This window comes from Pseudomonas sp. nanlin1 (assembly GCF_045571515.1).
Lineage (GTDB): Bacteria > Pseudomonadota > Gammaproteobacteria > Pseudomonadales > Pseudomonadaceae > Aquipseudomonas.
Map to the genome: position 1 here is coordinate 5,269,213 of NZ_CP124218.1, position 24,164 is coordinate 5,293,376.

The following is a 24,164-nucleotide window of genomic DNA, read 5'->3' on the forward strand; positions in this document are numbered from 1 at the left end:
CAGGCAAGCGACTGGAGATAGAAAGCCTGCCTTCGGAGTAGCTGCGTTAAATCGTCAAGCGTCCACGCTAGGAGACCACCCCAATAGGCGCTTGGCTTTTTCGTTGCTGACGGTGGGGCTGTCCTGAGTGATATTGAAAATACCACTTTGCTCTGTTTGCAACGCTAGCAGCGTGGCGCGTGCAGCGGCTTCTACGTGCACCGGGCTGGGGCCCGTCGGCTCGTCAGTGCCAGTGTCGGGCCCGTATAACTGGCCATAGCGCAAGACGGTTGCGTTCAATGTAGGCTCGCTCAGCACTTGCTTTTCCAAGGCCGCCACACCCCCCACGCTTATGCCACGGCTGCCTTGTGCCTCCAGGTCCAGAGGAGAGGTTTCGAGATAAGGGGTGTCGCCTGGACGGTAGGCCCAGGCGATGCTTTGAGCTATCAGACGGGTAACGCCAGCAGCTCGAGCGGCGGCTACCAGATTACGCGTTCCTTCTGTACGGATACGTGCGTTGTTCTCGACTGCTTTTGCCATCAATTCGGGACTTAGGCCACGGGGCAGATCTGTCAGTTGATGAATAACAGCCCATGGCTGTATGCGGACCAACTCTTCGTTCAAACGCTCGGCGTCATAGACATCGACCACTACTGCCGTAGCACCTGCGGCCTCAATGTCCTTCACTTTTTCGGCGCGACGGGTAGCGCCATATACGCGGTAGTCCGCAGCCACCAAGAGCTTGAGCAGCGCTCTGCCGATTACACCGGATGCGCCGGGTACAAAAACTTTACGCGACATTGCACTCATCTCCTTGAGGTTTCTTTGGGACGCAAGCAGGCCGAAGACCAAGACTTCGCTCAAGCATCTTAGCCGCTTCCCCTAGGAGCCAAAACGCATAAAACAGATCGTGACAAGAGTGCAGTGACCTGGACTACCTGGCTGCCGCCGCACCACGCATCGTTGAACCGGCCGCGGCATATCAGATTTGGTGTGGGTAGGAGGGGGCCGGGCGGCGCTCCGCTTGCCCCCGATCTTTTGCCTTTCTGTAATGAAAATGTAATATTCGCATTCGAACTATAAAAATAAGACCGGAGTCTGCCCAATGTTTGCCTTCTTCCGCCCCGCGCCCCATCGCGCGCGCCTGCCCGCCGAGCAAATCGATTCAACCTACCGCCGCCTGCGCTGGCAGATTTTCGCCGGTATCTTCATTGGCTATGCGGGTTACTACCTGCTGCGCAAAAACTTCTCCCTGGCCATGCCGTACCTGATCGACGAGGGCTATACCCGAGGTCAACTGGGTGTGGCGATGTCAGCAATCGCGATTGCCTACGGCTTGTCGAAATTCCTCATGGGGCTGGTGTCGGACCGCTCCAACCCGCGCTACTTTCTGCCCTTTGGCTTGCTGGTCTCGGCCGGGGTGATGTTTATCTTCGGTTTCGCGCCTTGGGCCACGTCCAGTGTGACCATGATGTTTATTCTGCTCTTTATCAACGGTTGGGCCCAAGGCATGGGCTGGCCGCCGAGCGGGCGCACCATGGTGCACTGGTGGTCGCAGAAAGAGCGTGGTGGAGTGGTGTCTGTGTGGAACGTCGCCCACAACGTCGGCGGTGGCCTGATCGGCCCATTGTTTCTGCTGGGCATGGGCCTGTTCAACGACTGGCACGCTGCGTTCTATGTACCTGCCGCTGTGGCATTGCTGGTGGCACTGTTTGCCTTTATGACCATGCGCGACACCCCGCAGTCGGTTGGCCTGCCGCCGGTAGAGGAATACCGCAATGACTACCCGGCCGGCTACGACGCCAGCCACGAAGAAGAATTCAGCACCAAGGAAATCTTCATCAAGTATGTACTGCGCAATAAGATGCTCTGGTACATCGCCCTGGCTAACGTATTTGTTTACCTGCTGCGCTATGGCGTACTGGATTGGGCGCCCACCTATTTGAAAGAAGCCAAGCACTTTACGGTGGACACGACTTCCTGGGCTTACTTCTTTTATGAGTGGGCAGGGATCCCCGGTACGCTGTTATGCGGCTGGATGTCGGACAAAGTCTTTCGCGGCAACCGGGGCTTGACCGGGGTGGTGTTTATGGCGTTGGTCACAGTGGCCACCCTGGTGTACTGGCTTAACCCACCGGGCAACCCGACTGTGGACTTGATCGCGCTGTTCTCTATCGGCTTCCTGATTTACGGGCCGGTCATGCTGATCGGCCTGCAAGCCTTGGAGTTGGCACCGAAGAAAGCTGCCGGCACGGCCGCTGGTTTTACCGGTTTGTTCGGTTACCTGGGCGGTTCGGTCGCTGCCAGTGCGGCAATGGGCTACACCGTTGACCACTTTGGTTGGGACGGCGGGTTTGTCTTATTGATCGGTGCTTGTCTGTTGGCCATTGCGTTCTTAGTGCCTACGCTGTGGCACAAGCACCAGGTCAGTAACGCGCGCTAACTTAATAAACAACCCACTCACTTAATAACAAGCACGCGTACGTTATTAAGTGAGTTCCATACCCGATTCACCCGGGCACCCTGTGGTGGAATGACAGCGTTTGATACGCGCTTCCAAGTTACGGTCGGGCATTTCATGGGTGCGCAATGCACTAATGGTTTGCTCTACGTATTCCCGAGTGCTGCCAAAGCGCCCACTTGCGCTGGCCAATACTTGGGTCAGCAGGTTGTCTGGCAAGTTGCCGGCGTAGCTGGGTAAATGCCGCTCCAGGACAAAGCCTAGGGCCTGAACCTTGGTGCCGTCTTCAAGCCGGCAGTTCAGCCAGTGGGGGCGATAAGAGGGGTACGGCATCTCGCGCTTCCACAAGGCCAGCAAGGAATCTTCGAGCTGGTCTTCCGGCAAGCGATAAGCAAAGCCGCTGCAGGAGCCGCCGCGGTCCAGCCCAAACACCAGGCCAGGGCACTCCGGCGTGCCGCGATGCTCATGGGACCACAGATAAAGCCCGCGGTGATAACCATGTACCCGCGCGCGGCGGCGCTCCACAGCGGTGCATTCGGGGCGCCAGATGAGCGAGCCGTAGGCGAACAACCAAACCGGGCCGCCTTTGTGGCGACGCATGGTTTTATCCAGCGAGTGGAGCAGTTGCTCGTGGGTCAGCTGCGGCCCGAGGTCAAGCGTGGGCGGGTAGATAACATTCAAGTCTGCAATTTCGATAGCCGACATAAGCAGTCGCCTGTATTCCCCGTGAATTCACAAGTGCGAACTCACTCTAACCGATAAGCCAATATCTATTTATACCGTACGGCAGATGGCACCGGGAAAACAAGTTTTTTATTTTGCTTATAATCGCTAAAGTTTTGATTGGTTATAACGCCCCGAAGTTGCACAGGGCGTTAGCTGACGCACCAAAGTTAAACGCTTGCGCCCCAGCTATCGGCAAAGTGAGGCAATGGGCTCAAGATCGCGGCTCAAGAGCGGGGCTCATGAGCGCGGCGCATAGGCAAACACATCGGCGCGCATTTGGTGGGCGCTCATACCGGCGGCGACCAGGGCATCGAGGGTGGCATAGACCATATTCGGCGAGCCGCTGGCATACACGTACACACTGGACAGATCAGCCATGTCCTCACAAATGGCCTCGTGTAACAGCCCGCAGCGCCCTTCCCAACCACACAGGTCGCTGACCACTTTATGCAGGTGCAGGTTGGGAATCTGCGCCCACTGTTCCCACTGCTCGATCTGGTAAAAATCTTCAGGGCGCCGCGCACCCCAATAGAGGTGCACCGGATACGCAAAACCGCGGGCCCGGCACTCTTCGATCAGGCTGTGCATCTGCGCCATTCCGGTGCCTGCCGCGATCAGCACCAACGGCCCCGCTGGTAGTTCGGCCAGGTGTGTATCGCCATAGGGCAAGTGCACCCGTGCCATACCGTCGCGCTGCAACTGGGCCAAGAGGCTTTGCGCGCTGGCCTCACGGACCAGCACGTGCATTTCCAGCTCGCGGCCCGAATGCGGGGCCGAGGCCAAGGAGAACGCCGACTTTTCGCCATTGTCCCGCTCGATCATCAAATACTGCCCTGCGTGATAGCGCGGCGCCTTGCCAGCCGGCGCCCGCAAGCGCACCCGCCAGACATCGCCGCCCACCTCGACGCATTCGCTGACCTGGCACGCCAGGCTACGCACCGGCAGCTCGCCCAAGGCCAGCACGCCGTCCCAGAGCAGCTCGCAGGGCTCCAGAGGCTCGGCGATGCAGGTGTACACCTCGCCGTGATCGAGCACTTCGCCGCCCTGCTGCACCCGGCCAGTCACCAACAACGCCGAGCACACGTGGCAATTGCCGTTGCGGCAGCTCTGCGGGCACTCATAGCCCAGGCGCTGGGCAGCCGCCAGAATTCGCTCGCCCGGCAAGGTTTCCAGCACCGCGCCGCTTGGCTGCAAGGTCACACGCATCAGTCTATTCCCAGCTGGTTCCACAGTTCATCGATACGGCGCGTTACCGCCTCGTCCTTGACGATCACCCGGCCCCACTCGCGAGTAGTTTCACCGGGCCATTTATGGGTGGCGTCCAAGCCCATTTTCGAACCCAACCCCGACACCGGTGACGCGAAATCCAGGTAATCGATGGGTGTGTTGTCGATCATCACCGTATCGCGTTTGGGGTCCATGCGCGTGGTGATCGCCCAGATCACGTCGTTCCAGTCTCGGGCATTGATGTCGTCGTCCGTCACGATCACGAATTTGGTGTACATGAACTGACGCAAAAATGACCAGACCCCGAGCATCACCCGCTTGGCATGCCCTGGGTATTGTTTCTTCATGGTAACGATCGCCATGCGGTAGGAACAACCTTCCGGTGGCAGGTAGAAGTCAGTGATTTCCGGGAACTGCTTTTGGAGGATCGGCACGAACACTTCGTTCAATGCAACCCCCAGAATCGCCGGCTCATCCGGCGGCCGGCCGGTGTAGGTGCTGTGGTAGATAGGTTTGACCCGGTGCGTCATGCGCTGCACGGTGAATACGGGAAAACTGTCGACTTCGTTGTAGTAGCCGGTGTGATCGCCGTAGGGCCCTTCGGGCGCCATTTCACCCGGGTGGATCACCCCTTCGAGGATGATCTCCGCTGTGGCCGGCACCTGCAGGTCGCTGCCGCGGCACTTCACCAACTCGGTACGATTGCCCCGCAACAGACCTGCGAAGGCGTATTCGGACAAGCTGTCGGGCACCGGCGTCACCGCGCCAAGGATGGTCGCGGGGTCAGCGCCAAGCGCCACGGCCACCGGAAATGGCTGGCCAGGGTGCTTCTCGCACCAGTCGCGGTAATCCAGCGCGCCACCGCGATGGCTCAGCCAACGCATGATCACCTTGTTGCGGCCGATCACCTGCTGGCGGTAGATACCCAGGTTCTGGCGCTCTTTGTTCGGCCCTTTGGTGACGGTCAAGCCCCACGTGATCAGGGGCGCAACATCGCCCGGCCAGCAGTGCTGGACCGGCAGCGAGCCCAGGTCGACATCTTCGCCTTCGACCACGACTTCCTGGCACGGCCCATCCTTGACCACCTTGGGGGCCATGGAAATGATCTTTTTGAAAATGGGCAGCTTGGACCAGGCGTCCTTGAGGCCCTTGGGCGGCTCGGGCTCTTTTAAAAACGCGAGCAATTTGCCGATTTCGCGCAACTCGCTGACGGCTTCGGCGCCCATGCCCAACGCGACACGCTGCGGTGTGCCAAACAGGTTGCCGAGCACCGGAATATCGAAGCCGGTCGGCTTTTCGAACAGCAGCGCCGGGCCCTTGGCCCGCAACGTGCGGTCGCACACCTCGGTCATTTCCAGAATCGGAGAGATGGGTACCTGAATACGTTTGAGTTCGCCACGTGCTTCCAGGCCGCGAATGAAGTCGCGCAAATCGCGATATTGCATGAATGAGCCTCGTGTTCGCCGGGGTTGGCAGTGTACCCCGCTTGCCAGACAGCAAAAAGCCGGGTTTCCCCGGCTTTTTGAATAGCGCGTGTGTTACTTGCGCTTCATCGACAAGAAGAACTCGTCGTTGGTTTTGGTTTGCTTGAGCTTGTCGATCAAGAACTCGATGGCCGCCACTTCGTCCATCGGGTGCAGCAGCTTGCGCAGGATCCACATGCGTTGCAACTCATCGTCAGCGGTCAACAGCTCTTCGCGGCGGGTGCCCGAGCGGTTGATGTTGATCGCTGGGAAGACGCGCTTCTCGGCGATCTTGCGGTCCAGGGGCAGTTCCATGTTACCGGTACCCTTGAACTCTTCGTAGATCACTTCATCCATCTTCGAGCCGGTCTCGACCAGCGCGGTGGCGATGATGGTCAGCGAGCCGCCTTCTTCGATGTTACGCGCGGCGCCGAAGAAGCGCTTTGGCTTCTCCAGGGCGTGGGCGTCGACACCACCGGTCAATACCTTGCCGGAGCTCGGGATCACGGTGTTGTAGGCACGCGCCAGGCGGGTAATGGAGTCGAGCAGGATGACCACGTCTTTTTTGTGCTCGACCAGGCGCTTGGCCTTCTCGATGACCATTTCGGCCACTTGCACGTGACGGGTGGGCGGCTCATCGAAGGTCGAGGCAACCACTTCACCGCGTACGGTGCGCTGCATCTCGGTCACTTCTTCAGGGCGCTCATCGATCAGCAGAACGATCAGGTGAACTTCCGGGTTGTTACGCGTGATGTTCGCTGCGATGTTCTGCAGCATGATGGTCTTACCGGCTTTCGGCGGTGCGACGATCAGGCCACGCTGGCCTTTACCGATCGGCGCGCACAGGTCGATCACGCGGCCGGTGATGTCTTCGGTAGAGCCGTTACCGGCTTCCATCTTCATGCGCACATTGGGGAACAATGGCGTCAGGTTCTCGAAGAGGATTTTGTTCTTCGCGTTTTCTGGACGGTCGTAGTTGATCGTGTCGACCTTCAACAGTGCGAAGTAACGCTCGCCTTCCTTGGGAGGGCGGATCTTGCCAACGATGGTGTCGCCAGTGCGCAGGTTGAAGCGGCGGATCTGACTAGGCGAGACGTAGATGTCATCGGGGCCAGCCAGGTAGGACGCATCAGCCGAACGCAGGAAGCCGAAGCCGTCCTGGAGAATCTCCAGCACGCCATCACCGGAGATTTCCTCGCCACTTTTGGCGTGCTTTTTCAATAGGGAGAAAATCACATCTTGCTTGCGCGAACGGGCCATATTTTCTATGCCCATCTGTTCGGCCATTTCGAGCAGATCGGTAATCGGCTTTTGCTTGAGTTCAGTCAGATTCATAAGGGAATGACGTAATCATGTATGGAGGGGAGAAATTAAGCTTTGGGCTTAATGAGGCCGCGCCGCAGAGAAGGCGACAGGATCGCGTACAGTTCGAGTAGGAGTGCGTCGGCGACGGCGTGCAGGGGGCAGAGGAGGAACCAATGCGAGGCCGAATGTATCACCTGGATTTCTGAGAGTCTAGTAGGCCGCAATGGAAAAATTCGGCTTTTTAGTTCGTCAGAACCCGCACAGGGGCAACGGTGTAGACCGCCAGCCCCTTAAACCCCGCTAAGCGCGGGGTCGACCCGCATCAGATGTTGGCGTCGAGAAACGCGGCCAGCTGAGACTTGGAGAGTGCGCCGACCTTGGTCGCTTCGACGTTGCCGTTCTTGAACAGCATCAAGGTAGGGATACCACGCACGCCGTGCTTGGCGGGGGTTTCCTGGTTTTCATCGATATTGACCTTAACCACGGTCAACTTGCCCTTGTAGGTCTCGGCAATTTCGTCCAGAACCGGTGCAATCATTTTGCATGGGCCACACCACTCGGCCCAGTAGTCGACAAGCACAGCGCCGTCAGCCTTGAGTACATCGGCCTCGAAACTGGCGTCGCTGGCGTGCTTGATAAGGTCGCTGCTCATGGAGTGTCTCCGTCGTCATATGCTTAAAAACGTTGCCTATCATAGTCGCACCGGCCCCCTACAGGAAGCCAGTGGCTATTGATGATAACTATGACCGCACGTGATACAGATAATTACCGAACTATGGCGCAACAAATGCGATGCCTGTGCGCAGCGCTGCACTGCGCACATGTTCCTGCATGGCTTTCTGCGCCGGTGCCGCCGAGCGCCGCGCCATACCGCGCAGAATCCGCTTGTGTTCGTGCCAGGTTTCCATGGCGCGCTCGGCGCGAATGAACGGCAGTTTCTGGCTTTCCAAAAAGATATCGGCACTGGAATGTAAAATACTCGCCATCGCCTGGTTGCCGCTCGCCAGGAGGATATGCCGATGAAAATCGAAATCCAACCGCGCGGCGGCTTCGAAATCGCCCGCGCGCAGCTCTTGGCGCATGGCTTCTACGTTGTCCTGCAAGGCGTCCATGGCATCGGCGGTCAAGGTTAACGCGGCCAGGCCAGCGGCAAAGCCTTCCAAGGCGTAGCGCAACTGAAAGATATCCGCAGCGGTGGCCTGCGCCGCGAACGGCCAGACCAACCCGCTAGGCCTGGCAGGGCTGTCGCTCGACGCCTGGACGAATACGCCTTTACCGGGCTGCACACTGACCACCCCCAAGGCGCTGAGCGTCGATAGTGCCTCACGTAATGAGGCACGGCTGACCCCCAACAGCTCGGCCAAGTCACGCTGGGAAGGCAGCACATCGCCCGCGCCGTAGCCACGCTCGGTAATCAATTGCCGAATGCCGTGCAACGCCATTTCGGGTACTGCGCGAATAATTGAAGTCATCACTGTTCAGGCGGGTCAGTCCAGTTCAAACCTCAGTTTTATAGCGAATAGTCACACACTGCAAGCCATGCACAGATGTGGTTCAAGCCCGTAATCACTGCGCAAAAACGGTGCGGGGCAGCTTGCCAACTGTTCAGACCAGTATGACCGTACGCCCCCGTCGTGCGTGCTCCCAGCCGATTATCCACACACTGGCATGGGCTGTGCACAGCTTGGACATCCATCACGAACATCAATGATTCGGAGTTTCGCCATGACAAAGCGTTGCAGCGCCCTGCTTACTGCCCTGCTGGCCAGCCTGATGCTGTGCCAGGCACCCGCCCATGCCAGCGGCCTGGACGATATTGTCGAGCGCGGAACCCTCAAAGTGGCGGTGCCCCAGGACTTCCCCCCATTCGGCTCGGTCGGCCCGGACATGCAGCCGCGCGGCCTGGATATCGACACGGCGCAACTGATCGCCAACCAGTTGAAGGTCAAGCTGCAATTGACCCCCGTCAACAGCACCAACCGCATTCCTTTCTTGACCACGGGTAAAGTCGACCTGGTCATTTCCAGCCTGGGCAAAAACCCCGAGCGCGAGCAGGTCATCGACTTCTCCAGCGCCTACGCCCCCTTCTACCTGGCCGTGTTCGGCCCACCGGACGCCAAGGTCGCCACCCTGGATGACCTGAAAGGCAAGACCATCAGTGTTACCCGCGGCGCCATCGAAGACATCGAGCTGAGCAAAGTGGCCCCCGAAGGCGCCACCATCAAGCGCTTCGAAGACAACAACTCGACCATCGCCGCTTACCTGGCCGGCCAGGTCGACCTGATCGCCAGCGGCAACGTGGTGATGGTCGCGATCACCGAGCGCAACCCCAAGCGCGTGCCAGCTCTGAAGGTCAAGCTCAAGGACTCACCGGTTTACGTGGGCTTGAACAAGAACGAACCCGAACTGCTGAAGAAAGTGAATGAGATTTTGGCCACCGCCAAAACCGACGGCAGCCTGGAAAAGAACTCGCAGACCTGGCTCAAGCAACCTCTGCCCGCCGATCTCTAAACGACGAGACCTGATATGGCTTATAAGTTCGACTTCGTCCCCGTCCTGCAAAGCGCCGACCTGTTGCTCAAGGGTGCCTTGTTCACCCTGGAGCTGACGCTGATCGGCGCGGTACTCGGCGTGGCCCTGGGCATCGTCGGGGGCGCCGTGCGGGCATGGAACATCAAACCGTTCTCGGCCATCTTCGGGGTTTATGTCGAGTTGATCCGCAACACACCCTTTTTGGTGCAGTTGTTCTTCATCTTCTTCGGGCTGCCATCGCTGGGTATTCAGATCAGCGAATGGCAGGCCGCTGTCTTGGCCATGGTGATCAACCTCGGCGCCTACTCCACGGAAATCATCCGCGCGGGCATTCAGGCCATCAACCGTGGCCAGCTGGAAGCCGCAGCGGCCCTGGCGATGAACCGTTTCGAGGCGTTTCGCTATGTGGTGCTGGTGCCGGCGCTGGGCAAAGTCTGGCCAGCGTTGAGCAGCCAAATCATCATCGTCATGCTCGGCTCGGCGGTTTGCTCACAAATCGCTACCCAGGAATTAAGCTTCTACGCCAACTTCATTCAGTCGCGTAACTTCCGCTCCTTCGAGACCTACCTGCTCACCACGCTGGTCTATCTGGTCATGGCGATCCTGATCCGGCAGTTGCTGAACTGGCTCGGCCGGCGCTTCATCACGAGGAATGGCTGATGGATTTCACCTTATGGGACATCATTCGCAACCTGTTGGTGGGGTTGCAATGGACACTCGCCCTGAGCCTGGTGGCTTTCATCGGCGGCGGCGTCATTGGCCTGCTGGTCATGACCCTGCGCATCGCCGATAAGCGCCTGCCCCGGGTAATCGGCAAGCTTTACATCGAACTGTTCCAGGGCACGCCTTTGCTGATGCAGCTGTTTCTGGTGTTCTTCGGCGTTGCCCTGCTGGGGGTCGATATTTCCCCGTGGGTAGCCGCCGCCCTGGCCCTCACGCTGTTTACCAGCGCCTACCTGGCCGAGATCTGGCGCGGCTGTGTCGACTCGATCAGCAAAGGCCAGTGGGAAGCTTCGGCCAGCCTGGCCCTGACCCCTTACGAGCAGTTGCGCCATGTCATTCTGCCGCAAGCCCTACGCATAGCCGTGGCCCCCACCGTGGGGTTTTCCGTGCAGGTGGTAAAGGGCACAGCGGTCACCTCGATCATTGGTTTCACCGAACTGACCAAGACCGGCGGCATGCTGGCCAACGCGACGTTCGAACCCTTCATGGTCTATGGCCTGGTCGCCCTCGGCTACTTCGCGTTGTGTTACCCCCTGTCAATCAGCGCTCGCTACCTGGAAAGGAGACTGCATGCCTCTGCTTAGAATTTCCGCCCTGCATAAGTACTACGGCGACCACCACGTGCTCAAAGGCATCGACTTGACCGTCGAGGAAGGCCAGGTAGTAGCGATCATCGGCCGCAGCGGTTCGGGCAAGAGCACCCTGTTGCGCACCCTCAACGGCCTGGAGTCGATCAACGACGGGGTGATCGAGGTCGATGGCGAATACCTCGATGCCGCCCGTGCCGACCTGCGCAGCTTGCGGCAGAAAGTCGGCATGGTGTTTCAGCAGTTCAACCTGTTCCCCCATCTGAGCGTCGGCGAAAACGTCATGCTGGCGCCGCAGGTGGTGCAGAAGGTGCCCAAGGCCAAGGCCGCCGAGCTGGCCCGGCAGATGCTCGAACGGGTCGGCCTGGGCGAGAAATTCGATGCCTACCCCGACCGCCTCTCTGGCGGCCAGCAGCAACGCGTGGCCATCGCCCGGGCCCTGGCCATGTCGCCCAAAGTGCTGTTGTGCGACGAAATCACCTCGGCCCTCGACCCAGAGCTGGTCAGCGAGGTACTCAGCGTAGTCCGCAAGCTCGCTGAAGACGGCATGACGTTGATCATGGTGACCCACGAAATGCGCTTTGCCCGCGAAGTCGGCGACAAACTGGTGTTCATGCACCACGGCAAGGTCCATGAAGTGGGCGACCCGAAGGTTCTGTTCGCGAATCCGAAGACGCCCGAACTGGCGAATTTCATCGGCCTGCAGCAAGACTGAGGGCAGACCCGGGGGCCAGGCTTCGATCTTTTAGCGCTTCGCGTTGGCGTCAGGGGCTTATCGTGGCACGATGTTGCGGTTATCGACTGAGATCCAGTGACCATGCCGCAAATCAAAGCCAAGAATCTTTCCCTGATCGCCGCCATCGACCTGGGCTCGAACAGCTTTCACATGGTGGTCGCCAAGGCTCACGCCAGCGAAATCCGTATTCTCGAACGCCAGGGCGAAAAGGTTCAGCTGGCGGCCGGGATCGACGAAAACCGCATGCTCAACGAGGAGTCGATCCTGCGCGGGCTCGAATGCCTGAAGCGCTTCGCCCAGCTGATCAACGGGCTGCCCATGGGCGCCGTGCGTATCGTCGGCACCAATGCCCTGCGCGAAGCCCGTAACCGCGGCGAATTCATCCGCCGCGCCGAAGAAATCCTCGGCCACCCGGTGGAAGTCATCTCCGGCCGTGAAGAAGCCCGCCTCATTTACCTAGGGGTCTCGCACACCCTGGCCGACACACCGGGCAAGCGCCTGGTGGCCGATATCGGCGGCGGCAGTACCGAATTCATCATTGGCCAGCGCTTCGAGCCCCTGCTGCGCGAGAGCCTGCAGATGGGCTGCGTGAGCTATACCCAGCGCTATTTCCGCGACGGCAAGATCACCCCGGCCCGCTACGCCCAGGCCTACACCGCCGCGCGCCTGGAAATCATGGCCATCGAAAACGCCCTGCACCGCCTGTCGTGGGATGAAGCGATTGGCTCATCCGGTACCATTCGCGCCATTGGCCTGGCCCTCAAGGCCGCCGGCCAGGGCTCGGGCGAAGTGAATGCCGAAGGGCTGTCGTGGCTCAAGCGGCGCCTGTTCAAGCTGGGTGATGTCGACAAGATCGACTTCGACGGTATCAAGCCTGACCGACGCTCGATTTTCCCGGCCGGGCTGGCCATTCTTGAAGCGATTTTCGATGCACTGGAACTGCAGCGCATGGATCACTGCGAAGGTGCCTTGCGCGAAGGCGTGCTCTACGATCTGCTGGGCCGCCATCACCACGAAGACGTGCGTGAGCGCACCCTGGGCTCGCTGATGGAGCGCTACCATGTCGACATGGAGCAAGCCGCCCGCGTCGAGCGTAAAGCGCTGCATGGGTTCGACCAGGTTGCCGCCGACTGGCAACTGGACGACGGGGTTTGGCGCGAACTGTTAAGTTGGGCGTCCAAGGTCCACGAAGTGGGCCTCGACATCGCCCACTATCATTACCATAAACATGGCGCCTACCTGATCGAGCACTCTGACCTGGCCGGCTTTTCCCGGGAAGACCAGCTGATGCTTGCGCTGCTGGTGCGTGGCCACCGGCGCAATATCCCCAAGGACAAGTTCGCCGACTTCGGCGACGACGGCATCAAGCTGATCCGGCTGTGTGTGCTGCTGCGTTTTGCGATCCTGTTCCACCACATCCGTGGCACCCAGGAAATGCCGCAGGTGCAGTTGCACGCCGAGGCCAACAGCCTGGACGTGGAGTTCCCCAGTGGCTGGCTGGAAGAAAACCAGCTAACCCGCGCCGACTTCGCGCAAGAGGCCGAATGGCTGACGCGCGTTGGGTTTGTGCTTAACGTTCGCTAAAAGATCGCCCACCTGTAGGAGGGGCCTTGGCCCCGATCTTTTGCTTCGGCAATCGAATCGGCGTCGCGTTTGAAACCGGCCGCGTGGCGGCCTCTCGGGGCCAAGGCCCCTCCTACAGATCACAGGCTGCCACGGCGCCGGTTCAATCGTTAGCGCACCGACAGAATCGGGTTGCTCAGGCGCTCAAGCAGCGTGTCCTGGGCGCTGCGTGGGTTCTGGTTGCCCGTCGGGGTGTTGCGTATATAGCGGCCGTCTGACTGCAGGATCCAGGAATGGGTATTGTCGGTCAGGTAACCTTCCAGCTCCTTCTTGACCCGCACGATCAGCTTGCGGCCTTCCACGGGGAAGCAGGTCTCGACCCGTTTATCGAGGTTGCGCTCCATCCAGTCGGCACTGGACAGAAACATCTGCTCGTCCCCCCCATTGAGGAAGTAGAACACCCGCGTGTGCTCAAGGAAGCGGCCGATGATCGAGCGCACATGGATATTGTGCGACACGCCGGCAATACCAGGGCGCAGGCAGCACATGCCACGCACCACCAGGTCGATGCGCACACCGGATTGGCTGGCCTTGTACAACGCGCGGATGATCTTGGGATCGGTCAACGAGTTGAACTTGGCGATGATGTGCGCAGGCTTACCCTCGACTGCGAACTGGGTCTCGCGGGCGATCATGTCGAGCATGCCCTTTTTCAGTGTGAACGGCGCGTGCAAGAGCTTCTTCATGCGCAGGGTCTTGCCCATGCCGATCAACTGGCTGAACAGCTTGCCGACGTCTTCGCACAGGGCGTCGTCTGAGGTCAGCAAGCTGTAGTCGGTGTAGAGCTTGGCATTGGCCGCGTGGTAGTTACCGGTGCCCAAGTGCGCATAGCGCACGATTTCGCCGGCTTCGCGGCGCAAGATCAGCATCATCTTGGCGTGGGTCTTGTAGCCCACCACGCCGTAGATCACCACAGCACCGGCGGCCTGCAGGCGGCTGGCCATCTGCAAGTTGGACTCTTCATCGAACCGTGCACGCAGTTCGATAACGGCCGTCACTTCCTTGCCGTTACGCGCGGCATCCACCAGCGCATCGACAATTTCTGAGTTCGCCCCACTGCGGTAGAGGGTTTGCCGCACGGCGAGCACGTGGGGGTCCTTAGCTGCCTGGCGGAGCAGGTCGACCACCGGCGTGAAGGATTCGAAAGGGTGCAGCAGCAAGATATCCTGCTTGCTCACCACGCTGAAAATGTTTTCGCTGTTCTGCAGCAACTTGGGGATATGCGGCGTGAACGGCAAATATTGCAGTTCGGGATGGCTGTCGAGCCCGGTAATGCTGAACAGCCGGGTCAGGTTGACCGGGCCGTTGACCTGGTACAACTCAGACTCGCTCAGGCTGAATTGCTTGAGCAAGTAATCGGACAGCTGCTTGGGGCAGGTGTCGGCCACTTCCAGGCGCACCGCATCGCCGTAGCGCCGCGAGAACAGCTCGCCACGCAGCGCCCGGGCCAGGTCTTCCACGTCCTCGGTGTCCACCGACAGGTCGGCGTTACGGGTCAGCCGGAACTGGTAGCAGCCTTTGACCTTCATGCCCTGGAACAGGTCATCGGCATGGGCGTGGATCATCGACGACAGGAACACATAGTTGTCCCCTGGGCCGCCGACCTCCTCAGGCACCCGAATGATGCGCGGTAACAGACGCGGCGCAGGGATGATCGCCAGGCCGGAATCGCGACCGAAGGCGTCGATACCTTCGAGCTCGACGATAAAGTTGAGGCTTTTGTTCACCAGCAAAGGGAACGGGTGCGTCGGGTCGAGGCCGATCGGCGTAATGATCGGGGCGATTTCGTCGCGGAAGTAGCGGCGCACCCAGGTTTTCAGCTTGGTGGTCCAATAGCGGCGGCGAATGAAGCGCACCTGGTGCTTTTCCAGCTCGGGCAACAGGATGTCGTTGAGGATCGCGTACTGGCGGTCGACATGGCCGTGCACCAACTCGCTGATCCGCGCCAGGGCCTGGTGCGGCTGCAAGCCATCGGCACCGGCCTGTTCGCGGGCGAACGTGATTTGCTTTTTCAGGCCCGCGACGCGGATCTCGAAGAACTCGTCGAGGTTGCTGGAAAAGATCAGCAAAAACTTCAGCCGTTCCAGCAGCGGGTAGGATTCATCCAGCGCCTGCTCCAACACCCGAATGTTGAACTGCAGTTGGGAAAGCTCACGGTGGATATACAGGCTGCTGTCGTCCAGGCCAGGAATGACCACCGCCGGGGCGGCAGGCGCTTCATGAGCGGGCTCGGGCACGAGCACCGCGTCCGGCGATTCGGGCAGGGCATCGACAATAGGTTCCATCACGGGCAGGGCTTCCTTCACGGCGATTTCGTTCAATCCTTCATTGTGGTTCATCTGGCGTTCCTGGAGGGCGCTACCGCCCTTTCATCAGTTTAGCGGCATGAATAGCAAAATAGGTGAGGATGCCGTCGGCTCCCGCACGTTTAAAAGCGGTGAGCGACTCTAGAATGACGGCCTCGTTTAACCAGCCTTTTTCAATAGCAGCCATGTGCATGGCGTATTCACCGCTGACCTGGTAGACAAACGTCGGCACTTTGAATTCGGCTTTGACCCGCGCCAGGATGTCGAGGTACGGCATGCCGGGCTTGACCATGACCATGTCGGCACCTTCGGCCAGGTCGGCGGCCACTTCATGCAGGGCTTCATCGCCATTGGCCGGGTCCATCTGGTAGGACGACTTGTCAGCCTTGCCCAGATTACTCGCCGAACCGACGGCATCCCGAAACGGCCCGTAATAGGCGCTGGCGTACTTTGCCGAATAGGCCATGATGCGCACGTTAACGTGGCCGGCCAGTTCCAACGCCTCGCGAATCGCCTGAATACGGCCATCCATCATGTCCGAAGGCGCCACCACTTGAGCGCCGGCTGCCGCGTGGGACAGTGCCTGGCGTACGAGGGCATCGACGGTAATGTCATTCTGCACATAGCCGTGCTCGTCAAGAATGCCGTCCTGGCCATGGGTGGTGAACGGGTCCAAGGCCACGTCGGTGATCACCCCGAGTTCAGGGAAGCGCTCACGCAACGCGCGGGTCGCCCGTTGCGCAATGCCCTGCGGGTTCCACGCTTCGCTGGCGTCCAGGGATTTGCGCTCGGGCGCAGTGACCGGAAACAACGCCAGGGCAGGAATGCCCAGGGCCACCCACTGCTCGGCTTCCTGCAACAACAGGTCAATGCTCAGGCGCTCCACGCCGGGCATGGACGCCACGGCTTCGCGGCGGTTGTCGCCGTCGAGGACGAAGACCGGCAGGATCAGGTCGTCGACCGTCAATACGTGCTCACGCACCAAACGCCGCGAGAATTCGTCGCGGCGGTTACGGCGCAAGCGGGTCGCGGGGAACAGACGATTGGCAGGGGTAAAGCTCACGGCAGACTCCTGGGCCCGCGTCAAGCAGGCAAGCGCGACAGTTATAATCAGACATTATGACGGTTGAATGACAACTCAAAGCACGCCGCTCAGACGCGGATGTTTCAATATATGTTCACGTCATGACACATTTGGACACTTTCATACACGAGCGCGAAGGGTTAGGCTTCGCGTTCACTTCGCCAGCATCCCTAAAATGCTCCAACAATTCCTACATGACTTCGGCTACCTGGCCCTCTTCCTCGGGACATTTTTCGAAGGCGAGACGATCCTGGTCCTGGCCGGCTTTCTGGCGTTCCGCGGTTACATGGATATCAACCTGGTGGTGGTGGTAGCTTTCTTTGGCAGCTACGCCGGCGACCAGTTGTGGTACTTCATGGGGCGCAAACATGGGCGTAAATTGTTGGCCCGCAAGCCGCGCTGGCAGCTACTTGGCGACCGCGCGCTGGAGCATATCCGCCGGCACCCGGACATCTGGGTCCTGAGCTTTCGTTTCGTCTATGGTTTGCGCACCGTTATGCCCGTTGCCATTGGCCTGTCGGGCTACCCGCCACGTCGCTACCTGATACTCAACGGCATCGGCGCGGCAGTATGGGCTGCGGCCCTGGGCGCGGCCGCTTACCACTTCGGGGCGATCCTTGAAGGCTTGCTGGGTAATGTCAAAAAATACGAACTGTGGGTACTGGGCGCGCTGGTACTGATCGGTGCCGTGCTGTGGATCCGTCGGCGCATCAAGGCCGCACGTGTGGAGCGCCAGCGGCTCAAAGAAAAGAATGAAAGCGACGCCGCTAACGAGTGAACACCCCGGCCTAATTGCGATCCATCTAAACAAGGGTTCAGCGTTCAACGATGGGCCTAGCCAATGAAGGGGAGCAAGACATGACTAAGAAAATCGCCGTGATTCTGTCCGGCTGCGGTGTCTACGATGGCACTGAGATTCAGGAAAGCGTGATCACCCTGCTGCGGCTCGATCAACGTGGCTGCGAGGTACAATGTTTCGCGCCAAACATCGCGCAACTCCACGTCATCAACCACCTCACCGGCGAGCAAATGCCCGAAGCGCGCAACGTGCTGGTTGAATCGGCGCGCATTACCCGTGGCGCTGTCAAAGACCTCGCCCAAGCGAACGTTGAAGACTTCGACGCCTTGATCGTGCCGGGTGGTTTTGGCGCGGCGAAGAATCTGTCCAACTTCGCGACCCAAGGCGCCAACTGCACGCTGCTGCCTGAAGTACAGGCATTGACCGAAGCGTTTGCCGAGTCCGGCAAGCCGGTTGGCCTGATCTGCATTTCCCCCGCCCTCGCGGCGAAAATCTACGGCCCAGGCGTGACCTGCACGGTGGGCAACGATAGCGACACCGTCGCCGCCATCGAAAAAATGGGCGGCACCCACACCGATTGCGAAGTGACCGACATCGTCGAAGACAGCGCCCGCAAACTGGTCAGCACCCCTGCCTACATGCGGGCCAAGACCATTGGCGAAGCGGCAGCGGGGATCAACAAGCTGGTCGACCGGGTGATCGAGCTGACCCAGGACCAGGAATAGGGCATTTACGGTTGGCGCGCCAGGCGCGTGAGGATGCGGTCCAGGCTATTGGCGAAGGCTTGTTTGTCTTTGTCGCCATAGGCCCCCTGCCCGCCGCCGGCCTGGCCTTGCTCGCGCAAATCGGTGAACAGGTTACGCACCGCTAAGCGCTCACCCATATTGCGCTCATCGAACTCGCGCCCCCTGGGGTCGAGCGCCGCCACACCGTTTTTTACCAGCCGGTCAGCCAACGGCACGTCGCTGCAAATCACCAGCTCACCGGGCACGGCATGCTCCACCAGGTAGTCGTCCGCCGCATCGGGCCCTGCGGGCACCACGATCAATTTGACCAGAGCAAACCCTGGCTTGATCTGCGGCTGCCCGGCCACCAGCACCACTTCGAACTGGCGCTTGAGGGCGAACTTGACGACTTGCTCTTTGGCCGCCTTAGGGCAGGCGTCGGCATCTATCCACACGCGCATGGCTTAAATACCCTTACGCAACGGGGACCCGACGCAATGTCGCCAAGAACGCCGCCGCGCCCAGGAAAAGCCCGGCGAAGGTGCGGTTCATGCGTGTTTGCTGGCGAGGGCTGCGCAGCAGGCGTAGCACTTTAGAGGCCAGGCCGGTGTAGCCGGCCATTACGATCAAGTCCACGGTAACCATGGTCGCGGCAATCGTCAGGTACTGGGCCAGGAGCGGCGCGTGGGGGTCGATAAACTGCGGTAGCACCGCCAGCATGAAGATCAACGCCTTGGGGTTGCTGACGTTCACCAGGAAGCCGCGCACCAGCAGTTTCATGGGCTTGCCCGTGGGCCGAGCCAAGTCGCCGCTGTCCACCTGGGCAGGGGCCGCGCGCCATTGACGGATGGCCAGGTAGACCAGGTAACCCACGCCAAACCATTTGATCAGAGTAAACGCCATGGCAGAGGCGGCCAGCACCGCACCGACGCCTGCTGCAACGATAAAAATCTGCAACAGCAGGCCAAACTGCAACCCCAGCGCATTCCAGTAACCACGCCAGAAACCATGCTGCAGCCCGGCCGACATCGACGCAATCGCGCCCGCCCCGGGCGACAGGCTGATGACCCAGCACGCCGCAAAAAAGCCCAACCACATTTCCCACGCCATCAAACACCCCCTCTTGGGATCGCTACGTTACACCGGTGGCCCTGTACGCTCGGGCGGCGTGCCGTCGGTGCCACGCCAGCGCCGCACGGACTTTTGGAAGAACTGACTGTTGGGCACCTGCACCAACGCACCACCCACCTCGGCAGGCTCGATCAGGGTGGTGAACAGCAGGTTGATCGCGATCACCCGGCCCTTGATCCCGGGCTTGTCTGTGGTGTCGACCAGCTCCACCACATCACCGATACGAAACGGCCCCACGGTGAAAATCAGCACGGCACACAACAGGTTCGACAATACGCTCCATATGGCAAAGAACGCTACCGCTGCGACGGCGACGAAACCGGATAAGGCGGTCCAGAGGATCGTCGCCGAAACGCCCAAGCGCTCCAGCACGAAAATGAACGCACTGCCCATGATCAGCCAGCGTAGCCCGCCGCGCAGCGGTACCAGCAGCTCCTGCGGCAGCGGGTAGCGTTCGCCCAGGCGGGTAAGAAAACGCGTGACCACACGCTGCAGCACGAAAGCGACGCCCAAGATCAGTAGAATCTGCGCACCTAGCAGGAACGGCGCCAACCATTGCTCCGGTAGCGGCCATGGCAGTGTTGGCATCAGGACAGCGCCTCCAGGTCCGCTTGCAGGGTCTCGAGGGTTTCCAAGGCCTCCATCCAGGCTTCTTCCAGCGCACCTTCCGCGCTTTTGAGCTTGGCCTGACGCGCCAGCAGGTCGCGCAGTTCGTCCTTGCGCGGCGCCTCGTAGAGGGCGCTGTCGCCGAGGGCGGCCTCGACCTTGGCCAGCTCTTGGTGCAGGTTGCCCAGTTCGCGCTCCAGGCGGTCGGCCTCACGCTTATGCGGGGCCAACTGCTGGCGCAGCACGGCCGCGGCCTGACGCTGGGCTTTCTTGTCGGTTTTGTCCGGGTTGACGCTGCCTTGGCTGGCGGGGGCGTGCCGTAGGCGGTAGTCGACTAACCAGCGGGCATAGTCTTCCAGGTCACCATCGAAGGGCTCTACCTTGCCGTCGGCCACCAGCAGGAAGTCGTCGGTGGTGCTTTTCAACAAGTGTCGATCGTGGGACACCACCAACACGGCGCCACTGAATTCCTGCAGGGCCATGGTCAGGGCCAGACGCATCTCCAGGTCCAAGTGGTTGGTCGGCTCATCGAGCAGCAACAGGTTGGGCCGCTCCCAGGCGATCAGGGCCAGGGCCAGGCGCGCTTTTTCGCCCCCGGAGAAGTTCAGCACTGGCTCGTCGATACGCGCACCGCGGAAGTCGAACCCCCCGAGAAAGTCGCGCAGCACCTGCTCACGCTCGCTGGGCGCGAGGCGTTGCATGTGCAGTAACGGGCTGGCCTTGCTGTCCAGGGAGTCCAACTGATGCTGCGCGAAGTAGCCGACCGTGAGGTTCTCGCCGCGCACCAGGCGCCCGCTCAGGGGTTGCAACTCGCCGGAAAGGTTTTTGATGAGGGTCGATTTGCCCGCCCCATTGGGGCCCAGCAGGCCTATACGCGCGCCCGGTGCCAACTGCAGTTTGACCTTGTCCAGAATCGCTTTGTCGCCGTAGCCCAGGCGCCCTTCGGAGAGATCCAGCAGGGGGCTGGAGATTTTTACCGACTCGCGAAACACAAAATCGAACGGTGAGTCGACGTGAGCGGCCGACAGTTCTTCCATACGCTCCAAGGCTTTGATGCGGCTTTGCGCCTGGCGCGCCTTGGTGGCCTGGGCCTTGAAGCGGGCGATGTATTTTTCCATGTGCGCGCGCTGCGCTTGCTGCTTGTCGTAAGCCTGTTGCTGCTGCGCCAGGCGCTCGGCACGGGCGCGCTCGAAGGCACTGTAGCCGCCCCGGTAAAGGGTCAGCTTGCATTGCTCGACATGGGCGATGTGATCGACCACTGCATCGAGGAAGTCGCGGTCGTGGGAGATCAGCAACAGGGTGCCGGGGTAGCTTTTGAGCCAGTCCTCGAGCCACAGAATGGCGTCCAGGTCCAAGTGGTTGGTGGGCTCATCGAGCAGCAGCAGGTCGGATGGACACATCAGGGCCTGTGCCAGGCTCAGGCGCATCCGCCAGCCACCGGAGAAGTCACCGACCTGGCGGTCCATCTGCTCGTTGCTGAAACCCAGGCCGGCGAGCAACTTGCGCGCCCGCGCGTCGGCGGTGTAGCCGTCGGCGCTGTCGAGTTCGGCGTGGGCCCGTGCCAGGGCGCTGCCATCCTGGGTGGCCTCGGCGGCCGCCAGTTCACGCTGAACCTCGCGCAGGCGCTCATCACCGTCGAGTACGTAGTCGACGGCAATGCGCTCGAGCGTGTCCACTTCCTGGCGCATATGGGCAATGCGCCAATCGGCGGGCAGCTGGCAATCCCCGGAGTCCGGGGACAGCTCGCCACGCAGCAGGGCGAACAGGCTGGATTTGCCGGCGCCATTGGCACCGATCAAGCCGGCTTTCTGGCCGGCGTGCAGGGTTAGCTCGGCGTCTTCTAGCAGACGTTGCGGGCCACGCTGTAAAGTCAGGTTCTGAATTCGGATCATAATGGCGGCGAAGTCTACCAGCTTCCCCGATAACTGGCGCGAGTACGACATGCACAATGATCTATGGAGTTTCGCCTCGGCCTTGTATGCCCAGCCCGGCGTGGCGCCCAGTTGCCTTGAAGCACAAGCGCAGGGGGCTGACGTTTGCCTGCTGTTGACGGCCGCCTGGCTAGGCGCACGTAAAGTCGCGTTCAGCGAGCCGCGTTTCGATCAACTGAACCAGGTAGCGCAGCCCTGGCAGGCGCAGGTGGTCGCCCCACTACGGTCTCTGCGGCAACAGTGGCGTGGCCCTGCAGCGGCCGACGCGGCATTGAATCAATTGCGCGAAAACCTGAAACAGCTGGAGCTGAACGCAGAACGCCAGTTACTCGAACGCTTAGAGCTGATTGCCGGGCAATGGCCCAGCGCTGGGTCGGCCACGGTAGAACCCTGGCTACGCCGGGCGGTGCCAAAAACGCTGTGGCAAAAAGGCGACACGCTCACGCCACTGCGTGCCGCCCTACGTGGGCTTTAGGACGCCGAAGGCGTACCGCTGCCGTCATTCGCCGGGGGTGTTGCAGGCGCTGAGGCAGGCTCGCTCGGCACGGCTGCAATGGCTTTGGCCTTGGGCACAGGTGGCCGCTTGGCGGCAGGTTTATTCGCTGGCTTGGCCGCCGGTTTGGCGATCGTCTTACTAACAGGCTTGGGCACCGCTTTAACGGCAGGCTTGGCCACCGCTGCGCTGGTGGGTTTAGCGGGCGACTTACCGGCCACGGTGCGCGCGGTTGTAGGCTTGGCTGCGGCGGCAGGCTTCGCCGCCGCGGGCTTGGCGGGCGCTTTGCCGGCTACCGTTTTAGCCGTGACGGGCTTGGCAGCGGCATCAACGGTGGTGCTACTAGCGGCAGCCGCCTTGCGCGGGGCTGGCTTGCGCGCCACCGGCTTGGCCGGGGCTTTGCTCAGAGGCTTGGCCGGTGCGCTACCGGCAGTGGTTTTGGCGACCACGGGCTTAGCGGCTGCAGCCGGCTTGCTAGCCCGCTCGGCCAACGCCTTGCTGGCCGCTTCGCTGACTTTGCCCACGCCTTGCGCCAGTTTCAGGCTTTCATGAGCATCGCGCTTGAGCTGCACGATGTAGGAGCGGGTCTCGGTCTGCCGAGCTTTCAGAGCATCCAGCAATTCTTCCAGCTCGCCCACGGCAGTCTTGGCCTTGGCTTGCGCCTTGGCCTTGCCGAGGGCGGCAGCGTCCTGCAATTTGGTACGCGATTTGTGCAGTTTCTCTTGCGCCTTGCCGCGCTGTTTCTCGAGCTTGGCGAGCAGCTTTTCGGCATCGGTCATGGCTTGGGTGCAGGCACTTTCCAGATGTTCGAGCAGGCTGCTGGACAATTGTTGGAGCAAGTGCAACGGGGTACTAACGGGCTTTTTGTTAGCCGACATGGGTTACCTCCTGTCTGACGTGGTTGCGGCTCATACTAGACCTGTGCCACGCGCGCCGCCAGACCCCAAATACAGCGAAAGCCCCTGGGTAAAATGGCCCACCGGGCTTCTTGCCCAGGGGCATCCACAACCACGCTCACGCTGGCATAATCCAGAGACCCACCCAGAGGCTGTTCTTTATGTCGCGCTACCTGCTGTTTTCGTGCTGTTTCGCCATGAGCCTGGCCCACGCGGGCGATACGGGGCCGGCCGCGACACCTCACGAACTGTCCTATAGCCTAGGCGCGAGCCTGGGCGAGCGCCTACGCCAGGAGATGCCCGACCTGGAGGTCCAAGCCCTGATCGACGGGCTCAGCCAGGCCTATCGGCAACAACCTCTGGCATTGACCGATGCGCGCATGGAACAGGTGCTCAAAGCCCACGATGCCCAAGCCGGGCAGCAAGCCCAGGTCAATGCCAAAGAAGAGGCAATCGTCCGCGAGCGGCGCTTCATGGCCGGTGAGCGGGCCAAGTCGGGCGTGCGCGAAGTGTCTGAAGGGGTCCTGGTTAGCGAGCTCAAGCCAGGCAATGGTGCGAAGCCGACCCCGAGCGGCCGGGTGCAGGTGCGATACAAAGGCATGCTGCCCGATGGCACTGTATTCGACGAAAACCAGCAAGCTCAGTGGTTCAAGCTCGACAGTGTGATTCAAGGCTGGCAAGCCGCCTTGGTGCAGATGCCCATGGGCGCGAAGTGGCGGGTAGTGATCGGGTCGGCACAGGCGTATGGAGAAGAAGGGGCAGGCGATGTGATCGCCCCCTACACTCCCCTGGGCTTTGAAATCGAATTGCTGGGCACTGCCGATTGATCAA

Annotated in this window: 23 protein-coding genes and 1 pseudogene; 10 read left to right on the forward strand and 14 right to left on the reverse strand. The window is 60.7% G+C overall.

What is annotated here, in order from left to right; translation table 11 throughout:
* Positions 1-54: 54 nt before the first annotated feature.
* Positions 55-780, reverse strand: coding sequence for an NAD-dependent epimerase/dehydratase family protein (locus QCL65_RS24290; protein WP_407313428.1), 726 nt, complete (start codon positions 778-780; stop codon positions 55-57).
* A gap of 304 nt (positions 781-1,084) precedes the next feature.
* Here QCL65_RS24290 and glpT point away from each other — a divergent pair, with 304 nt between their 5' ends.
* The gene (gene glpT, locus QCL65_RS24295; protein WP_407313430.1) at positions 1,085-2,422 is read left to right on the forward strand and encodes a glycerol-3-phosphate transporter; all 1,338 of its coding nucleotides are present in this window, start codon (positions 1,085-1,087) and stop codon (positions 2,420-2,422) included.
* 45 nt (positions 2,423-2,467) lie between these two features.
* Here the strand turns inward: glpT and QCL65_RS24300 are convergent, their stop codons facing one another.
* From QCL65_RS24300 to QCL65_RS24325, 6 genes are all read right to left on the reverse strand, one after another.
* Entirely contained in the window at positions 2,468-3,145 is a 678-nt protein-coding gene (locus tag QCL65_RS24300) for a gamma-glutamylcyclotransferase (protein WP_407313432.1), read from the reverse strand.
* 258 nt (positions 3,146-3,403) lie between these two features.
* Complete coding sequence (locus QCL65_RS24305) at positions 3,404-4,372, reverse strand: CDP-6-deoxy-delta-3,4-glucoseen reductase (RefSeq protein ID WP_407313434.1); 969 nt, start codon at positions 4,370-4,372, stop codon at positions 3,404-3,406.
* On the reverse strand, positions 4,372-5,838 hold the full coding sequence (gene ubiD, locus QCL65_RS24310; RefSeq protein WP_407313436.1) for a 4-hydroxy-3-polyprenylbenzoate decarboxylase: 1,467 nt from the start codon (positions 5,836-5,838) through the stop codon (positions 4,372-4,374). Before ubiD ends, QCL65_RS24305 begins: the two co-directional genes overlap by 1 nt.
* A 93-nt stretch (positions 5,839-5,931) precedes the next feature.
* Positions 5,932-7,191, reverse strand: a complete 1,260-nt coding sequence (rho, locus tag QCL65_RS24315; protein ID WP_407313438.1) for a transcription termination factor Rho — start codon at positions 7,189-7,191, stop codon at positions 5,932-5,934.
* A 292-nt stretch (positions 7,192-7,483) separates the two neighbouring features.
* Positions 7,484-7,813, reverse strand: coding sequence for a thioredoxin TrxA (trxA, locus tag QCL65_RS24320; RefSeq protein ID WP_407313440.1), 330 nt, complete (start codon positions 7,811-7,813; stop codon positions 7,484-7,486).
* Positions 7,814-7,934: 121 nt separating this feature from the next.
* Positions 7,935-8,633, reverse strand: a complete 699-nt coding sequence (locus QCL65_RS24325) for a FadR/GntR family transcriptional regulator (protein WP_407313442.1) — start codon at positions 8,631-8,633, stop codon at positions 7,935-7,937.
* 253 nt (positions 8,634-8,886) lie between these two features.
* On the opposite strand from QCL65_RS24325, the gene QCL65_RS24330 reads away from it, so the two are divergent.
* The 5 genes from QCL65_RS24330 (at position 8,887) to ppx (ending at position 13,323) form a co-directional block, all read left to right on the forward strand.
* Positions 8,887-9,672, forward strand: a complete 786-nt coding sequence (locus QCL65_RS24330; RefSeq protein WP_407313444.1) for a transporter substrate-binding domain-containing protein — start codon at positions 8,887-8,889, stop codon at positions 9,670-9,672.
* Positions 9,673-9,687: 15 nt separating this feature from the next.
* The gene (locus QCL65_RS24335; protein ID WP_407313446.1) at positions 9,688-10,353 is read left to right on the forward strand and encodes an amino acid ABC transporter permease; all 666 of its coding nucleotides are present in this window, start codon (positions 9,688-9,690) and stop codon (positions 10,351-10,353) included.
* Positions 10,350-11,000, forward strand: a complete 651-nt coding sequence (locus QCL65_RS24340; RefSeq protein WP_407317009.1) for an amino acid ABC transporter permease — start codon at positions 10,350-10,352, stop codon at positions 10,998-11,000. The genes QCL65_RS24335 and QCL65_RS24340 overlap by 4 nt, the downstream gene beginning before the upstream one ends.
* A complete protein-coding gene (locus QCL65_RS24345) occupies positions 10,987-11,718 on the forward strand; it encodes an amino acid ABC transporter ATP-binding protein (RefSeq protein ID WP_407313448.1) in 732 nt (243 codons plus the stop codon). Before QCL65_RS24340 ends, QCL65_RS24345 begins: the two co-directional genes overlap by 14 nt.
* A 102-nt stretch (positions 11,719-11,820) precedes the next feature.
* Positions 11,821-13,323, forward strand: coding sequence for an exopolyphosphatase (gene ppx / locus QCL65_RS24350; protein WP_407317011.1), 1,503 nt, complete (start codon positions 11,821-11,823; stop codon positions 13,321-13,323).
* Between the two features lie 149 nt (positions 13,324-13,472).
* Here the strand turns inward: ppx and ppk1 are convergent, their stop codons facing one another.
* A complete protein-coding gene (ppk1, locus tag QCL65_RS24355; RefSeq protein WP_407313450.1) occupies positions 13,473-15,701 on the reverse strand; it encodes a polyphosphate kinase 1 in 2,229 nt (742 codons plus the stop codon).
* Positions 15,702-15,720: 19 nt separating this feature from the next.
* Positions 15,721-16,731 (reverse strand): porphobilinogen synthase, encoded by a 1,011-nt coding sequence (gene hemB / locus QCL65_RS24360; RefSeq protein ID WP_407313452.1) that lies wholly within the window; start codon positions 16,729-16,731, stop codon positions 15,721-15,723.
* Between the two features lie 196 nt (positions 16,732-16,927).
* Here hemB and QCL65_RS24365 point away from each other — a divergent pair, with 196 nt between their 5' ends.
* Both QCL65_RS24365 and elbB read left to right on the forward strand, forming a co-directional pair.
* Positions 16,928-17,530 carry a DedA family protein gene (locus tag QCL65_RS24365; RefSeq protein WP_407313454.1) on the forward strand — a complete coding sequence of 201 codons (603 nt, stop codon included), beginning with the start codon at positions 16,928-16,930 and terminating at the stop codon, positions 17,528-17,530.
* Between the two features lie 80 nt (positions 17,531-17,610).
* Positions 17,611-18,276 (forward strand): isoprenoid biosynthesis glyoxalase ElbB, encoded by a 666-nt coding sequence (elbB, locus tag QCL65_RS24370; protein ID WP_407313456.1) that lies wholly within the window; start codon positions 17,611-17,613, stop codon positions 18,274-18,276.
* A gap of 5 nt (positions 18,277-18,281) precedes the next feature.
* On the opposite strand, the gene QCL65_RS24375 is transcribed toward elbB, so the two are convergent.
* Genes QCL65_RS24375 through abc-f form a run of 4 tightly spaced genes read right to left on the reverse strand, consistent with a single transcriptional unit; the run spans position 18,282 to position 21,905 of the window.
* Positions 18,282-18,737: a YaiI/YqxD family protein gene (locus QCL65_RS24375; RefSeq protein ID WP_407313458.1), complete on the reverse strand. Its 456-nt coding sequence runs from the start codon at positions 18,735-18,737 to the stop codon at positions 18,282-18,284.
* Between the two features lie 13 nt (positions 18,738-18,750).
* Positions 18,751-19,386, reverse strand: a complete 636-nt coding sequence (locus QCL65_RS24380) for a LysE family transporter (RefSeq protein WP_407313460.1) — start codon at positions 19,384-19,386, stop codon at positions 18,751-18,753.
* A gap of 27 nt (positions 19,387-19,413) precedes the next feature.
* On the reverse strand, positions 19,414-19,995 hold the full coding sequence (locus tag QCL65_RS24385; protein WP_407313462.1) for a mechanosensitive ion channel domain-containing protein: 582 nt from the start codon (positions 19,993-19,995) through the stop codon (positions 19,414-19,416).
* Positions 19,995-21,905, reverse strand: coding sequence for a ribosomal protection-like ABC-F family protein (abc-f, locus tag QCL65_RS24390; RefSeq protein ID WP_407317013.1), 1,911 nt, complete (start codon positions 21,903-21,905; stop codon positions 19,995-19,997). The genes QCL65_RS24385 and abc-f overlap by 1 nt, the downstream gene beginning before the upstream one ends.
* Positions 21,906-21,954: 49 nt before the next feature.
* Between abc-f and QCL65_RS24395 the strand changes: the two genes are divergently transcribed.
* Positions 21,955-22,419 (forward strand): TIGR02444 family protein, encoded by a 465-nt coding sequence (locus QCL65_RS24395; RefSeq protein WP_407313464.1) that lies wholly within the window; start codon positions 21,955-21,957, stop codon positions 22,417-22,419.
* Between the two features lie 2 nt (positions 22,420-22,421).
* Here the strand turns inward: QCL65_RS24395 and QCL65_RS24400 are convergent.
* Positions 22,422-23,315: pseudogene (locus tag QCL65_RS24400) on the reverse strand (AlgP family protein); the annotation flags it as partial.
* A gap of 179 nt (positions 23,316-23,494) precedes the next feature.
* Between QCL65_RS24400 and QCL65_RS24405 the strand changes: the two are divergent.
* The gene (locus tag QCL65_RS24405; RefSeq protein ID WP_407313466.1) at positions 23,495-24,160 is read left to right on the forward strand and encodes an FKBP-type peptidyl-prolyl cis-trans isomerase; all 666 of its coding nucleotides are present in this window, start codon (positions 23,495-23,497) and stop codon (positions 24,158-24,160) included.
* Positions 24,161-24,164: the final 4 nt, after the last annotated feature.